Here is a 14,864-nt window from a genome sequence, read left to right as displayed (position 1 = left end):
CTCGGGGACGTCCGGGGTGGGGGCGACGCCCTCGGGCCGGGTGAGCCAGTAGGAGAGGGCGGCGCTCAGCACGAGGACGCCCAGGCTCAGCCCCGGGATGAGGAACCAGCGGATGAAGGAGCGGTTCGGCATCGTCACCTGGAGCCTATGCCTCCCGGGCGGCGGGGTGGCGCGACATCGTCACCCGGGAGCGTGGCGGTGTGACTACGGATACACCTCGCGGCGGCGGCCCGGGGCGACGGCGCCTTCCGCGTAGACGCGCTGACGGCGGCTGACGCCCAGCGTGGCGCCGAGGATGGAGGAGACGAGGCCGAGCAGCAGGGCGCCGAAGATGCCCCAGAAGACGCGGCCCGTGGTGTCCGCGGCCTGGAGCGCGCCCTGCTGGACCTGCTGGCCAATCTGTCCGACCTTCTGACCCACCTCGCCGCGCGTCTGGTTGAATTGCTGCTCGATGCGCGTGGCGACCTCCTCCGCGTCCTGGCGGGAGAGCTTCGTGTTCTCCGCGATGGACGTGACGAGGAGGTTGCGGTCGAGGTTGCCGGTGCGCACGGCGGTGTTGACGACGTCGCGGACGGACGCCTGGAGCTGGTCCGCGGTGATGGGTGGCATGCCCTCCTTCTGGAGCCGCTGGTTGATGGGGGCGAGCGCGTCATTGGCATCCAGGCCGAAGGCCTGCGCGGCCTGGCCGCCCTGGGGCGCGGCGCCCACCACCGCGGAGCCGGCGGCGCCCACCACGGAGCTGGTGGTGCGGAACACCGTGCCGAGCAGCGAGGTCAGGGCCATGCCCATGAGGATGGTGCCGGCCAGCGTCGTCAGGCCCCACAGCACCACGCCGTGCATCGCGCCGCCGCCCTTGTCCACCACGCCCGCGGTGCGCGCGGCCACGAAGCCGCCGACGAAGAGGGCGATGAGGGGCGCGATGAGGCTCCAGATGCCGGTGCCGATTCCGGCCGAGCGTGCGCTGCCCGGGTTGCCGGGGTCCACCGAGGACAGGCCGAGCGCGAGGCCGAGCGAGTAGAGGAGAATCCACATGCCGAGCGCGACGAAGGCGCCTCCGAGAATGGCGCCCCAGCTCAGCTTGAAGGGGGTCCCCGCGACGGCGGGGATGACGCCGGGTCTTTCGTTCTCCACGATGTCTGCCATGGGCTGCCTCACGTGATTCTGGGAGCGCCGCCGAAGGCGGGGGTGAGCGCTCCGGTCCAAGGCAAAGATGGGCACGTGTCCAGGGACGCACGCATTCCACCTGCCCGGCCGCCTCCCCGAGGCGTCGCGAGGGAAGGCAGGGACTTCAGCGCAGGCCGAGTGCCTCGGAGAGCACCGACTCGCGGGCCACCACGGGCGCGCGGGGCAGCGCCTCCACGCGGAAGGCGCGCACCAGGGCGTCCAGCGTCATGGGGCTCCCGTCGCCGAGCCCGCTCCACGCGGCGAGCAGTCCCAGCACCCGCTCGGGAGCAAGGCCGCGCTCGCGCAGCTCCGCCAGGGCGAAGGCGCCTTCGCGCTTGGCGAGCCGCTTGCCGTCTTCGCCCAGCACGAGCGGAACGTGGAGGAAGGACGGAGCGGACAGGCCGAGCGCCGCGTAGAGCTGGAGCTGCCGGGGCGTGGAGGACAGCAGGTCGTCTCCGCGCAGCACGTGGGTGATTCCACTGGCCGCGTCGTCCACGACGACGGCGAGCTGGTAGCTGGCCACGCCGTCGTTGCGGCGCACCACGAAGTCGCCGACCACGGCTTCGACGTCCTGTGAGTAGGGGCCGAGCAGCTCGTCCATGAAGCGCACCTCGCCCGGGCGGGTACGGAAGCGGTACGCGGGGGCGCGGGTGCGGGCGCGCTCGACCACCTGCGCGGCGGTGAGGTTCGCGCAGGTGCCGGGGTAGCGAGGGCCCTCCTCGGAGAGGCCATGCGGGGCGCTGGCGGCGCGGGCAATCTCGGCGCGCGTGCAGAAACACGGGTAGACGAGCCCCTCGCGCTCCAGCTTCGCGAGCGCGTCGCGGTAGACGTCGTCGCGCTGGCTCTGGATGAGGGGCTGCTCGTCCCAGGTGAGGCCGAGCCACTCCAGGTCGCGCTTCAGGTCGTCGACGTACTGGGGCTTGCAGCGGGCTCGGTCGAGGTCCTCGATGCGCAGCAGAAAGGCGCCACCAGCGGCGCGAGCCTGGAGCCAGCCGAGCAGCGCGCTGCGGATGTTGCCCAGGTGCATGCGCCCGGTGGGGCTGGGCGCGAAGCGTCCACGGAAGGGGCTCACGGGCGGACCAACGGCTTGCGGTTGGGGGCCAGGGGCTTGCGGTCCGGAGCGGGCGTGGTGGCGGGAGGCGCCGCGGCCGGGGTGTGCTCCTCGCTCGTCGGGTACGTCACCTGCATGGGCAGGGCGGCGAAGTCGACATCGGCGGCGGGCTCGGCGGGGAGGGACTCCGTCGTGCCGGCCTCCACGCCCTTCGCTGCGAGGGTGGCGGCCCAGCCGCGCAACGGAGCGCCGGACTCCAGCAGGTCGGCGTCCACGGACAGGCGGGGCAGGCGGCGCGGGGACGTGTCACCCGGAGCGAGCACGAAGGCATCGAGCGCGAGCCCCGGGCCCGTGCGCGACACGGTGCCGAGCACGACGAGGCTCGCTCCCGCCGCGCGGCCCAGCGCCGAGGCGGCTTCGAGCGCGGCGGAGTCCAGCCGGTTGCCGGCGAGGGCCAGGGCAAGCGCCGCGTCGGGACCGGTGCCGGCGGGACGCACCTTCACCACGGCCTGCTGGTCCGACGTCACCTCCACCACGCCCCCCACGGCCTCGCCCGAGGGCAGCACCGCGCGCCACAGGTGCGCGCCGGGAGGGACCTCGGTGACGCGCACGGGCGCGGTGCCCAGGGGATGGCCGTCGAGCGTCACCGCGAGGCCCGGAGGCACGGACTCGAAGCGCACGCCGCCACGAGGCTGAGACTGCCGCGACGCGCGCACGCGCTCCACCGTCTTCGCGAAGAGGGGAGACGTGGAGGCCAGCGGGACAGAGCGTCCGGGAGCGACGGCGAGCGCGTGGGTGAGGCTGGCGGCGGCTTCGTCGTCACGGCCGGTGGCGTAGCGCACGGCGGCGCGCAGGGCGTACGCGTCGGCCAGCTCGGAGGCATCGGAGAGTCGCGCGGCGCCGGCGGCATAGGCGTCCAGGGCGCGGGTCAGCGCGGCATCAGCGCGGGCGAAGTCACGGGCTTCGCGGGCGGCGGTGGCTTCCTTCATGGCCTCGCGCGCGACGGTGAGGGGCTCGGGCGGAGGTGGCGTGTCCGTGGAAGGGGGCGGTGGCTCGGCGAGGGCGAGGCCCTCCGTCACGTGGATCTCCGAGGCGAGGCGCGCCGTGGCGCGGAGTCCCGCGCGTGAGGGCACGTCGGCGGAGACGGCCTGGAAGGGGAGCACCGCGACCTTCACGGCCCGGGCACGCGCCTTCCGGGACGCACCGGACTGCGCGGTGGCGGGAAGGGCGGCGAGGAGGAGGGTGAGCAGGAGCGCGGTTCGCATCATCGTCGGGACGGGACAATAACCCACGCTCTGGCTCGTGGCGGAGTACGGCAGCCCTGGAGCCAGTGAGATAGAGAAGCCGTCCACCATGCCCAAGCGATACTTCAGGCTCAAGGAGGACATGCAGGTTGGGAACTGGGACCTGGGCGACCCCTTGGGCGCGAATGGCCAGGAGGTGGACGATCCTTACGTCTTCAGAGAAGGCCACCCCGTCCACATCCAGGAGCGCTTGACCATTCCCGTCGATGAGCCTGGAAGACGGTTGGAGTTCTGCACGGCCGGATTGGGTGCAGCACCCATCGTCCATGTCCGGGTGGCCTCCCTCTTCGCGGAACTGGCTCCCAACGACGTGCAGCTCATCCCGGTGGACGTCCAGGGCCAACCCGACCAATACCTCATCCTGGTGGCCACGAAGTGCATCCGCTGCATCGACGACGCGGCATCCGATGAAGTGCGTTACTGGAAGCCGGAGGATGGGCAGCCAGAGCGGGTTGGCTACTACAAGTCCGTCATCGGGTTGCGCATCGACCCGACCAAGGTCGGGGATGCCAGGGTGTTTCGCACCTGGGGTTGGGACATCGCCCTCATCGTCTCCGAGGACATCAAGCAGGCCCTGGAGCGCGCCAAGGTCACGGGGGCGAAGTTCACGCCGGTGTAGCAGCCCCGGCACGCGGGGCAGGCCCCCCGACGAATCGCTTCCCACCGTCGGGCATCTGGGAGAATGTCGGCCCACAGCCGGCCGTTGCCCAGGCAGGACACCTCGATGCGCATCCTCCACTGCTCCGACGTCCACATCACCGAGGACTACCTCGCGCTCCCACTGCACCGGCTCGGCTGGCGGCGCTGGCTGGCCCTCGTCGAGCTGTCCCTGGGAGGCCGCGCCAAGCGCTACGCCCGCGCGCCCCAGGTCCTCTCCACCATCGTCCGCGAGGCCGAGGCCCACCACGTCGACCACCTCATCCTCTCCGGCGACCTCACCGCCTACGCCCTCGAAGGCGAGTTCGCCGGAGCCCGCAAGGCCCTGGGCCCGCTCGCGGAGGACCCGCGCCGCTGCACCGTCGTCCCCGGCAACCATGACGTCTTCACCCCGGGCAGCATCCGCAGCGACCGCTTCGGCGCCCACTTCGGCCAGCTCCTCCACAGCGACCTGCCCGAGTACCGCCGCGAGGGTGTCTGGCCCGTCGTCCGCCTCGTCGGAGACGAGGTCGCCGTCGTCGGCCTGCACTCCACCCGCGTCGCCCCGCTGCCCGCCTTTCCCTACGGCGTCATCGGCGAGGCCCAGCTCGACGGGCTGGCGGCCCTGCTGAAGGACCCTCGCCTGGACGGCCGCGCGGTGCTCGTCACCGTCCACCACGCGCCCCGCAACCGCAAGGGCGTCGCGGACCGCTGGAACCATGGCCTGCGCGACGCGGACGCCCTGCTGCGCCTCCTCCCGGGCCCCCGCTTCGCCGTCCTCCACGGCCACATCCACGAGCGCTACCACCACCCCGCCACCGCGGACCGGCCCCACCTCTTCGGCGCCGGCTCCTCCACCGAGGCCGGCCACGAGGGCTACTGGCTCATCGAGGTGGCCCGGGGACAGGTGGTCGGCGGCCAGCAGCACACACCCGCCCTGTGACAGCACCGGCCCGGCGGCGGTAGAACCGCCGCCATGCCCACCGCGCCGCACCCGTACCCGTCGCCCGCCGAACCCACCCTGGAGGAGTACAAGGCGCTCCGCACCCTCCAGCGCGCCGTGGACGACCTCCTGGAGGAGAGCCTCCGGCAGCGAGAGAACCTCACCCAGTCCTTCCGCCGCTGCTTCCCTCCCATCCTCAAGCTGGCCGGCGCCCGCGCCATGGCCATCACCACCCGCGACGAGGAGCTGGCGGAGCGGACCTGGAGCGAGGGTGACTGGGGCGACCGCTTCCCCGGCTCGCTCCTGGAGGGACTCTCCGGCGCGCGGCGCGTGGGCGACGACACCCTCGTCACCCAGCCGCTCGACGTGGCCGGCACGCGCGTGGGCACCTTCGGCATGCTCTTCACGGGCGACCACACCTCGCCCGAGTCTTCCGCGCGGCTCTTGCGCGTGCTGGACACCATCGCCGAGCAGCTCGACACGGTGCTGTGCCTCGTGCACACCGCGTCGGAGAAGCACCAGCTCATCATCCAGTGCAACGCCCACCTGGCCAACCCCGTCTTCGAGGCGGGCATGGACCAGGCGGTGCTGACGCTGTCGCAGCGCGTGCGGCTGCCGGGCTTCCTCCTCCTGTACCGCGACGCGGTGCAGCCCCAGGTGCTGCACTACCGCACCTACCGCAATGGCCACCTGGAGTTCGAGAGCGGCGAGCAGCCCAGCCCCGTGCTGGAGAAGGCCATCCGCCAGCACGGCGCCCGGCTGCTGGCGGGCGAGGACTCCGCGCTGCGGCAGCTCTTCGCCGGCCGCACCACCGAGGCGGTGCTCATCTCCGGCGCGGCCTCCAGCGAGCCCTTGGGCAAGATCGTCATCTGGAGCGACGAGGGCTTCTCCGCCTACGCCATGGACCTCATCCGGGTGCTGGCCTCCACGCTGAGCCAGCGCCTGCTGGACTACAACCGCGAGCGCATCCACCTGTCGCAGTTCTTCCCCACGTCCATCATCGACGCGCTCTTGCAGGACCCGAACTACGCCCAGCACCTGCGCGCGCAGGACCAGGAGGTGGGCATCCTCTTCGCGGACATCAACGGCTTCACCCGCATCTGCGAGCAGGGCTTCGACAGCCCGCGCAACATCGGCCGCTTCGTGGACGAGTGGAGTGAGCGCGCCGTGGGCTGCATCTGGGAGCACGGCGGCGTCTTCGACAAGATGGTGGGCGACTGCGTCATCGGCCTCTTCGGCCCGCCCTTCTTCAAGTCGTCCCGCCTGGAGCGCGCGCAGGCCGCGGTGCGCGCGGCGTGTGACATCCAGGCCTTCACCGCGTCGCTCGGCGCGCGCGAGGAGGTCGCCGCGCTGTGCCAGCGCGTGAAGCTGCCCGGGCTGGGCGTGGCCGTGGGCGTCAACCTGGCCAATGCCAACTGCGGCCTCTTCGGCCCCAACCGGCAGTACACCGCCTTCTCCAGCGGAATGAACCAGACGGCGCGCCTGCAGTCGCTGGCGGGCTTCCGGGAGACGCTGGTGATGGAGAGCGTGCGCGAGGTGCTGAGCGGCTCACGCGAGCCGTTCTTCCAGTCCTTGCGCTTCGGTCCGCTGACGGAGACGCCAGTGAAGAACGTGGCGCAGCCGCTGCGCCACTACGAGCTGTCGCTCAAGCCTTGAGGTGCGGGGCCGCGTAGCGCCGGGAGAAGTGGATCCACCGGCGCTCGTCCACCTCCACCTGCCACTCGGAGTTGGGCGTGAGCGGCAGGCGCTGCTTGAGGAAGCCTTCCAGGTGGTCGGCCGCCTTCACCGGCGTGAGGCCCGGCGCGCGGAAGGCGATGTGAAGGAACACGTCCAGCGTGGCGCCCACGTCCACCGAGGCGCAGATGCGCAGCGTGCCCACGCGGCGCTGGTACACCGTGTTCTGCCCGGGCCATGCGGCCGGGTCCGTCTGTGCCACCGAAAGCCAGTTGGCCGGCTCGAGGATGAAGTCGAGCAAGTCACTGCTCGCTTCATCCAGCGTCGAGTGCTCCTGGATGGAAAGCATCGCCCACCTCCCCGGGGAAGCCGATGGAAAGAATGTGCCCACGTCCATGTTGCGTGCAAGGGGCTCCCGCCGGTTTCAGCGCGGGCGTCCGTCACCGACAGGACGCCCACACGTCGCAGGTGTAATGCCTGACCCGTACGCCACCGCGTCGGGCGGGCGGCGCGGCGGCCCTGCGGACGCAAGCCGGTGGAAATGCGGCGGGTGCCGTGGCATCGACGGCCCTCCTCGTGGGTGGGAAGGGCGCGGACGTTAGCGGACGCGGGTGACATGCGCGTGGGCATCCGCCACGACACGCGCCATTGGACTCATGGGCTGGTGGGAAGTGAACGGCGCGAGGGCCGCTCCACGGCGGCCTTGAGCTGACCGCAGCCCGCGTCGATGTCGATGCCGCGGCGCTGACGCACCGTGCTGGGCACCGCGTAGGAGGCGAGCACGTCCTGGAAGCCGCGCACGGACTCGGGCTGGCTGGGCCCGCCGTCGTAGCCCACCGTGGGGTTGAGCGGGATGACGTTGACGTGCGCGTCCATGCCGCGCAGCAGCGCGCCCAGGGTGTGCGCGTGCTCGGGCGTGTCGTTGCGGCCGGAGATGAGCGTCCACTCGAAGAAGATGCGGCGCTTGCGCTGCTCGCTGTAGTAGCGGCACGCGTCCATCAGCTCGTCCAGGGGCCAGCGGCGGCCGGCGGGCACCAGCGCGGCGCGCTCGGCGTCGGTGGCGCCGTGGAGGCTGACGGCGAGCTGCACGGGGCGCTCCTCGTCCGCGAGCCGGCGGATGCCGGGCACCACGCCCACGGTGCTCAGGGTGATGAAGCGCGGCCCCAGCGCCATGCCGAGCGCGTCCACCATCACGTCCACCGCGGCCATGGTGTGGTCATAGTTGTGCAGCGGCTCGCCCATGCCCATGAGGACGACGTTGCGCAGCGACTCGCCGGACTCGCGCAGGATTCGCTGGACGTGGAGGATCTGCCCCACGATTTCGCCGGGCGTCAGGTGGCGCGACAGCCCCATCTGCCCGGTGGCGCAGAAGACACAGCCCATGGCGCAGCCGGCCTGCGTGCTGATGCACACGGTGGCGCGGCCCTTGAAGCGCATCAGCACCGTCTCGATGGTCTGCCCGTCGTCCAGCCGCAAGAGCAGCTTGTGGGTGTAGCCGTCGGAGCTGAAGACCTCGCGGTGCGTGGCGAGGTGGCCCAGGCGGGCACGCTCGCCCAGCGTGGCCCGCAGGTCCGGACGCAGGCCCTCGACCTCGTCGAGCGAGCGCACCTGCTTGCGGTACAGCGACGTCCACAGCAGGTCGCGGTAATAGGACCCGTACCCCCAGCTGGAGAGCAGCTCGCCCAGCTTCGGGCGGGTCAGGTCGTACAGGTTGGTGGTCGTGTCGGACGGCATGGCCATGGAGGGAGATAACACACCGGGCGGGCGTGCACCTCCCGTCCGGGGTGCAAGGGGCCGCGAGTGGCGCTGGCCCTCCCGGCGCGCCCCCGTGCCGGGCTGGCGAGCCGGCGACCCCTTCCACCCGGGTGCATGGGCGGGCGGCCATGCGCAACGTGTGCCCATATGGGTCTGGCCATCCAGCAGGAGGAGTTCGTCCCGGAGGACTACGCGCGCTTCTCACGGCGGCTCGCGGAGAGCCTGGAGGCCCTGCGCCAGTTGCTGGCGCGGCCGGGCTTCGGGGTGGGCAAGTGCACCATCGGCGCGGAGCTGGAGATGTCGCTGGTGGACGCGGCGGGCTTCCCGCTGCCGGTGAACCGGCAGGTGTTGTCGCAGACGGTGGACCCGCGGGTGACGCTGGAGCTGGACCGCTTCAACCTGGAGGTCAACCTGCGCCCGGGGCCGTTGGCCGGCCGCCCCTTCACCGCGCTGCGCGAGGAGTTCGAGGGCTCGCTGGGCGAGGTGCGGCGCGCGGCGGCCACGCAGGGCGCGCGGGTGGCCGTCGTGGGCATCCTCCCCACGCTGCGCGAGGCGGACCTGGGCAGCGGCGCGCTGACGGGGCTGCCCCGCTACCGCGCGCTGTCGGCCGCCATCCGGAGCCGGCGCGCCACGCCCTTCCACGTCTCCATCCACGGGCCGAAGGACGCGCTGGCGCTCACCTGGGACGACGTGACGCTGGAGGGCGCCAACACGTCGCTCCAGTACCACCTGCGGGTGGCGCCCGCGGACTTCGCGCGCATGTACAACGCGGCGCAGCTGGCCACGGCGCCAGTGCTGGCGGTGTCCAGCAACTCGCCGCTGTTCCTCGGCCGGCGGCTGTGGGACGAGACGCGGATCGCGCTGTTCCGCCAGGCGGTGGATGACCGGGGCGAGCCGGGCGAGGGCGGCTTCCAACCCCACGCGCGCGTGACGTTCGGCCACGGCTGGGTGCGCGAGGGCGCGCACGAGCTGTTCGCCGAGTCGGTGGCGCTGCACCCACCGCTCTTGCCCGTGCTGGGGCGCGAGTCGCCGCTGGAGCGCGTGAAGGCGGGCGGGCTGCCCGGGCTGGACGAGCTGCGGCTGCACCAGAGCACCGTGTGGACCTGGAACCGCGCCATCTATGACCCGAAGGACTCCGGCCACCTGCGCATCGAGCTGCGCGCGCTGCCGGCGGGGCCCTCGGTGGTGGACATGGTGGCCAACGGCGCGTTCCTGCTGGGGCTGACGCTGGCGCTGGCGGAGGAGGTGGACGCACTGCTGCCCGCGCTGCCCTTCGTCCACGCGTGCGGCAACTTCATCCGCGCGGCGCGGCAGGGCCTGGACGCGGAGCTGCTGTGGCCCGCGGACTCGGCGCCCAGCCCCCGTCCGGTCTCCGCGGTGGAGCTGGCCTCGCGGCTGCTGCCGGTGGCGCGGCGCGGGCTGGTGAAGGCCGGGGTGGACGCGGCGGAGGCGGACGCCCTGCTGGGCATCATCGAGCGGCGCGTGGCCCTGGGGCGCACGGGCGCGCGCTGGCAGCTCCAGACGCTGGAGCGCCTGGAGGCGCACATGCCCCGACTCGACGCGCTGGCGGCCATGCTGGAGCGCTACCTGCGCCACGCCGACTCCGGCGAGCCCGTCCATACCTGGCCGCTGGAGTAGGCCGCGGCCCCGGGGGCGACGGTGGATTGCGGCGGCGGGTGCAATCCGGTGAATATCCGCCTGCCTGTTGCGTCAGCGGGCTGGCGATACGCCTTTTTCCGACCCGCATGACCTCCCGGTCCTTCATGGTCCGACTCCTCCGATTGCTGCCCCTGCTGCTGTTGAGCGCCTGTGTCACCACCCTGCGCGGTCGCGCCGATGAGCTGGCCCGGAAGGGCCAGTACGTCGAGGCCGCCGCCCTCTACGACGACCTCGTCCGCAAGAGCCCGTACGAGCAGGAGCTGGTCACCACCCGCGACGACCTGCGCTGGAAGGCGCTGGAGCAGCTGCTGGGCAATGCCCGGCGCTTCCGGCTGGAGGGCCAGGACGAGAACGCGGAGGAGGACCTGCTGCGCTTCCTCAACCACCGGGTCGAGTGGAACTCCAAGCTCAACGGCGCGCTGGAGAGTTCCCTGCTGGAGGAGATGGGCGGGACGCACCAGCACCTGCGTCAAATCATCGGCGCTCCGGCCCAGCAGGGGCTGGCGTTGACGGCCGAGCACGCCCTCGGCCGGAAGCGGCCGCTCCTGGCGCACCGGGAGATGGCCGTCATCCAGCGCGAGATGGAGAACGCCGTGCTCCAGAGCGGCAAGGACACCTGCCAGCGACTGCGGAACGCCTCCTCGGAGGACGCCCCGCACTGGAGGGAGCTGGTCTTCCGCTACTGCACCCGCTGGCGCGAGTTCGCGCCCCAGCCGCCGCCGCCCCCGGAGCTGCTCGGTCCGCCTGACTTCTCCGGTGACGTGGAGGGCTTCGACAGCGCGCAACTGGAGCTGCTGCGAGGCCGGCTGGCGCGGGCCTTCAAGGCCTCACCCTGGTTCTCTCCCAGTGCCACCTCCCGGCCGGAGTTCTCGCTCGCGGGGACCTTCTCCACCCGCAAGGACTCCCAGAACGTGCAGCTCACCGCGCCGTACACCGAGAAGGTCCCCTACACGGACCACGAGGACCGCACGGAGACCATCGAGGAGCCCTACACGGACGTGGAGGAGTACACGGACAGCAAGGGCGAGAAGAAGACGCGCACCGTCGAGAAGGTCCGCAAGTACACGCGCACCTTCACCGTGGCCGTCACGAAGTACCGCGACGTGGCGAGGACCTTCGAGTACCACGCGCTGCGCCTGTCCGTGGACCACCGGCTGGCCCTGTCCTCCACCGGCGTGCTGGACGCGCGGCGCGGCCCCATCACCGCCGTCCTCCAGGACCAGTTCGGTGAGTCCGGCTACGAGCACGACGTCACCTTCTACGACGCCGACGTGAGGCCGAAGCGGGTGCGGTTCACGCCGCCCCACGGCTGGGTGGAGCAGCAGGTGGAGGCCATGGGCGCCGCCTTCTCCAAGCGGCTGGTGGACCACTGGCGCGAGTCCTACTGCTCCACGCCCGCACTCACACTGGATGACGCCGCCCGCTGTGCACGCGCCGGCACCACGCTCCCTACTCCTGCTTACCGGGTCTTGTCGGAAGTCCTCGGCGATGACGCGGCGCGGGTGCCATCGCTCTTCGCGGGCGTTGGCCAGTAGCGGGTGTCATTCGAAACCGGGTGGATTGTTCTGGGATTCTGACGTGAAATAACTGCGAGTGCGGGCGATATCGCTGTATCACGCCCGCCCTTTCCGCAGGGCATTTCCACCCAGAGGACCGTATGCATCCAACCGAAGTCCGAAGTCGCTTCCCCCGAAGGACCCTCGCGATGTGGATGGCTTCTTCTCTGGCGCTCGCTGGTTGTGGCGGGCCGGGGGAGACGGAAGCACCGACGTCTGGCGATTCGCAGGCGGCGCAGGTCCAGCAGTTGGACACGGCATCGCCTGACCAGGGCGCCGCCAACGAGCGCCGTCTCATCGTGTATCAGACCACGTCGCTGTCGCTGTACGCGGTGGACACCCAGGGGAGCCTGCGGCTCCTCGCGAAGCGCAGCGGCGCGCCGGTGACGTCTCCGGATGGTCGCTCGGTGGCGTACTCGAAGCTGCCGGACTCCTACCAGCCGGGTGAGCCGGTGACGCACGCGGACCTGCACGTGTACAACCTGCAGTCCGGTCACACCCAGCAGGTGACGCGCGGCTACGACGACACCGAGCCGGTCTGGACGCCGGACGGGCGCAACCTGCTGTTCCAGTCCACGCGGCGCTCGGGACGGCCGGCGCTCTGGAAGGTGCGGTCGAACGGCACCGGGCTGGACCAGGTGACGAACCAGGAGACCCTGGAGAGCGCGGGCGACATCATCCCCAACCCCGCGACTGGCGGCACGGTGCAGTGGTCGCCCGACAACCAGCGCCGGCTCATCGTCTACAGCACCACCACCCTCACCAACGGCGAGGTGCGCGTCATCGACTTCGGCCAGATGTTCGACGTGGAGAACACGTACAGCCTGGGCGAGGGACACTCCCCGCACTGGACGGAGAACGGCACCGTCGTCTTCGCCCGGAACGAGGGCGACAAGGTCATCTACATCGAAGTGGGCGTGGACTGAGCAGGGCGGGGTGACGCGAGGGCCGAAGCGGCCGTCGTGAGGCAGTGAGCAGCAAGGCAGCAAGGTGAAGCGAAGTGGCCGCAGGCGGGCCGGCGCGGAAGCAGCGGAGCGCAGGCGCCCGAGGAGAGGGGCAACGGAGGCCCTCTCACGCCGCGGCCCGCTTCACATCCCGCTCGCGCGGCCAGGGCCTTTCAGCCCTCGTCCTCGGCGCTCTTGCGCAGGCCGAGCATGCGCCGCAGCTCGCGCGCGGACTGGCGACTCACCTCCACCGTGTGGCCCCGGGCGGTGCGCGCCAGGTAGCCGCCCGTCTCCAGCGGCTCCAGCCGGGTGACGTGGGACAGGTTGAGCAGCGCGCGCCGGTGGACGCGGTGGAATCGCTCCGGGGGCAGCTTCTCCGCCAGCTCGTTGAGGGTGAAGTCGGTGAGGTAGTCGCCCTGGCCGGTGAACACCGTCACCAGCTCGTCCTCCAGCGCGGCGTGGGAAATCGTCTCCGGGTCCACGAGGACGATGCCCTGGCGCGTGGGGATGGGCAGCCGCGCCAGCCCCTTCGCGGGCGGGGTGGACGAGGGCCGCTCGGTGGCCGGTGGCTCGGCCTTCGCGGAGTCCCGGGGCGCGGGCTCCAGGCGCGAGCGGGCTCGCTCCAGGGCCTTCTGCAGGCGCGCCGGCTCCACGGGCTTGAGGACGTAGTCGACGGCGCCGTGGTCGAAGGCCTCGACGGCGTGCTCCGCGTGGGCGGTGCAGAGGATGACGCGCGGGCGGCCTTCGGGCATCAGGGCCAGGGCGTCCAGGCCGCTCAAGCCCGGCATGTGGATGTCCAGCAGCACCACATCCACTCCGCCGGCGCGCACCGCGGAGAGCACGGCCTCGCCGTCCGCGGCCTCGCCACACACCTCCACGTCGGGGAAGGCGGCCAGAAGGCGCGACAGGCGCTTGCGGGCGAGCAGCTCATCATCGGCGACGAGGACACGCAGGGACGGGCTCACGTGAGGACTCCAGGAAGGGGGCCCGCGCGGGGCAGGGTGACGGTGACGCGGGTGCGGCCCGCGGCGCTGGCGAGCTCGAGCCGGGCCCGGCCGCCATAGGCCAGGGCCAGCCGCCGCTCCACGGTGGGCAGGCCGGCGCTGCCCTCTCGAGGGCCCTTGGACGCACCGGGGTTCTCGATCGCCACCTCCACCGCGTCGTCGCGCACGGCGACGTCCAGCGACAGGCGCCCCCGGTGGCCGGCGGCGGGGCCGTGCTTCACGGCGTTCTCCGCGAGCGGCAGCAGCGCCAGCGGGGGCACCGCCACCTCGCCCACGCCGGAGGGGACGCTCATCGTGAGCTGGAAGAGGTTCGGGTCCCTCAAGAGGTGCAGGTCGAAGAGGGTGCGGATGAGCTCCAGCTCCTGGGACAGCGGCCAGGTGGCGCTGCGCACACCGGCCAGCACCGAGCGGAGCATGGTGGACAGCCGCAGCACGGCGGCCTCGGCCACCGCGCCGTCCTCGCGGCACCACTCGGCGATGGCGTTGAGGGTGTTGAAGAGGAAGTGCGGGTCCAGGTGGCTGCGCAGGGCGAGCAGCTGCGCCTGCTCCGCCTCCAGCGCGAGGCGCGCGGCGCGGGCGCGCTCCTTCGTGAGGCTTTCCTCGAAGCCGATGTCGCGGCCCAGGCCCCAGCCGCCCACCAGGAAGAGGGCGCCGCAGATGGCGAGGTTGGTGCGCTGGGTGAGGAAGGTGGACCCCATGCCGAGCAGCTTCGGCAGCACGAAGCCGGAGGTGAGCACCACGCCGCTGCCCACGGTGGCGTACAAGAGCAGGCGGACGCCGCCGTGGCTCAGGTCCAGGCCCTCCGGGAAGAGGACGCGGTAGGACACCGGTGCCACCGCCACGAAGACGAGGCACATCAGGATGCCCAGGTAGATGGCTCCTGGCTCACCACGGCTGAAGCGCACCTGCGCGGTGACGAGCGGCACGGCCACCAGGAGGATGGGCAACAGCCGCCGGGGCTCCACGAGAGCCCTCAGCGTGGCGCGGACGATGGACGCTTCCGACGGCTCCGACATGCTCCGGCGGGAGCCTACACCGCCGGGGCCGCTACTGCGCGGGGGCCTCTTCCAGCTCGGTCTCCGAGACGTCGAGCACCATGCTGCCCACCAGGACGATGGGGAAGAGGAGGATGGCGGCGAGGACGAGGATGGGGGAGGGGAGGGTGAACATGGGG

13 protein-coding genes are annotated in these 14,864 nt (G+C 71.9%); 6 read left to right on the top strand and 7 right to left on the bottom strand.

Going from position 1 to position 14,864, the window contains the following annotated elements; translation table 11 throughout:
- Window positions 1–204: 204 nt before the first annotated feature.
- The 3 genes from HG543_RS41885 to HG543_RS41875 all read right to left on the bottom strand — a co-directional run bounded on the left by HG543_RS41885 (window position 205) and on the right by HG543_RS41875 (window position 3,507).
- The gene (locus HG543_RS41885) at window positions 205–1,143 is read right to left on the bottom strand and encodes a hypothetical protein (RefSeq protein WP_169350544.1); all 939 of its coding nucleotides are present in this window, start codon (window positions 1,141–1,143) and stop codon (window positions 205–207) included.
- Window positions 1,144–1,288: 145 nt separating this feature from the next.
- The gene (gene gluQRS / locus HG543_RS41880) at window positions 1,289–2,236 is read right to left on the bottom strand and encodes a tRNA glutamyl-Q(34) synthetase GluQRS (protein ID WP_169350543.1); all 948 of its coding nucleotides are present in this window, start codon (window positions 2,234–2,236) and stop codon (window positions 1,289–1,291) included.
- On the bottom strand, window positions 2,233–3,507 hold the full coding sequence (locus HG543_RS41875) for a PEGA domain-containing protein (protein ID WP_343073574.1): 1,275 nt from the start codon (window positions 3,505–3,507) through the stop codon (window positions 2,233–2,235). Before HG543_RS41875 ends, gluQRS begins: the two co-directional genes overlap by 4 nt.
- A gap of 61 nt (window positions 3,508–3,568) precedes the next feature.
- Between HG543_RS41875 and HG543_RS41870 the strand changes: the two genes are divergently transcribed.
- From HG543_RS41870 to HG543_RS41860, 3 genes are all read left to right on the top strand, one after another.
- Complete coding sequence (locus tag HG543_RS41870; protein ID WP_169350542.1) at window positions 3,569–4,138, top strand: imm11 family protein; 570 nt, start codon at window positions 3,569–3,571, stop codon at window positions 4,136–4,138.
- 105 nt (window positions 4,139–4,243) lie between these two features.
- Complete coding sequence (locus tag HG543_RS41865) at window positions 4,244–5,098, top strand: metallophosphoesterase family protein (protein ID WP_169350541.1); 855 nt, start codon at window positions 4,244–4,246, stop codon at window positions 5,096–5,098.
- A gap of 33 nt (window positions 5,099–5,131) precedes the next feature.
- Window positions 5,132–6,754 carry an adenylate/guanylate cyclase domain-containing protein gene (locus HG543_RS41860; RefSeq protein ID WP_169350540.1) on the top strand — a complete coding sequence of 541 codons (1,623 nt, stop codon included), beginning with the start codon at window positions 5,132–5,134 and terminating at the stop codon, window positions 6,752–6,754.
- Here HG543_RS41860 and HG543_RS41855 read toward each other — a convergent pair.
- Complete coding sequence (locus HG543_RS41855; protein WP_169350539.1) at window positions 6,744–7,121, bottom strand: hypothetical protein; 378 nt, start codon at window positions 7,119–7,121, stop codon at window positions 6,744–6,746. The two genes, HG543_RS41860 and HG543_RS41855, sit on opposite strands and share 11 nt — an antisense overlap.
- 305 nt (window positions 7,122–7,426) lie before the next feature.
- Window positions 7,427–8,506, bottom strand: coding sequence for a dual-specificity RNA methyltransferase RlmN (gene rlmN, locus HG543_RS41850; protein WP_169350545.1), 1,080 nt, complete (start codon window positions 8,504–8,506; stop codon window positions 7,427–7,429).
- 168 nt (window positions 8,507–8,674) lie between these two features.
- Here rlmN and HG543_RS41845 point away from each other — a divergent pair, with 168 nt between their 5' ends.
- From HG543_RS41845 to HG543_RS41835, 3 genes are all read left to right on the top strand, one after another.
- Window positions 8,675–10,165, top strand: coding sequence for a glutamate-cysteine ligase family protein (locus HG543_RS41845; protein ID WP_169350538.1), 1,491 nt, complete (start codon window positions 8,675–8,677; stop codon window positions 10,163–10,165).
- 125 nt (window positions 10,166–10,290) lie between these two features.
- Window positions 10,291–11,721, top strand: coding sequence for a hypothetical protein (locus HG543_RS41840; RefSeq protein WP_169350537.1), 1,431 nt, complete (start codon window positions 10,291–10,293; stop codon window positions 11,719–11,721).
- A 176-nt stretch (window positions 11,722–11,897) separates the two neighbouring features.
- Complete coding sequence (locus HG543_RS41835; RefSeq protein WP_246357681.1) at window positions 11,898–12,668, top strand: TolB family protein; 771 nt, start codon at window positions 11,898–11,900, stop codon at window positions 12,666–12,668.
- A gap of 191 nt (window positions 12,669–12,859) precedes the next feature.
- Here the strand turns inward: HG543_RS41835 and HG543_RS41830 are convergent, their stop codons facing one another.
- Window positions 12,860–13,651 carry a response regulator gene (locus tag HG543_RS41830; protein WP_169350535.1) on the bottom strand — a complete coding sequence of 264 codons (792 nt, stop codon included), beginning with the start codon at window positions 13,649–13,651 and terminating at the stop codon, window positions 12,860–12,862.
- Window positions 13,648–14,706 carry a sensor histidine kinase gene (locus HG543_RS41825; RefSeq protein WP_169350534.1) on the bottom strand — a complete coding sequence of 353 codons (1,059 nt, stop codon included), beginning with the start codon at window positions 14,704–14,706 and terminating at the stop codon, window positions 13,648–13,650. Before HG543_RS41825 ends, HG543_RS41830 begins: the two co-directional genes overlap by 4 nt.
- Window positions 14,707–14,864 lie beyond the last annotated feature (158 nt).

Source organism: Pyxidicoccus fallax (assembly GCF_012933655.1).
GTDB lineage: Bacteria > Myxococcota > Myxococcia > Myxococcales > Myxococcaceae > Myxococcus > Myxococcus fallax.
This window is presented reverse-complemented; position numbering and strand designations above follow the sequence as displayed.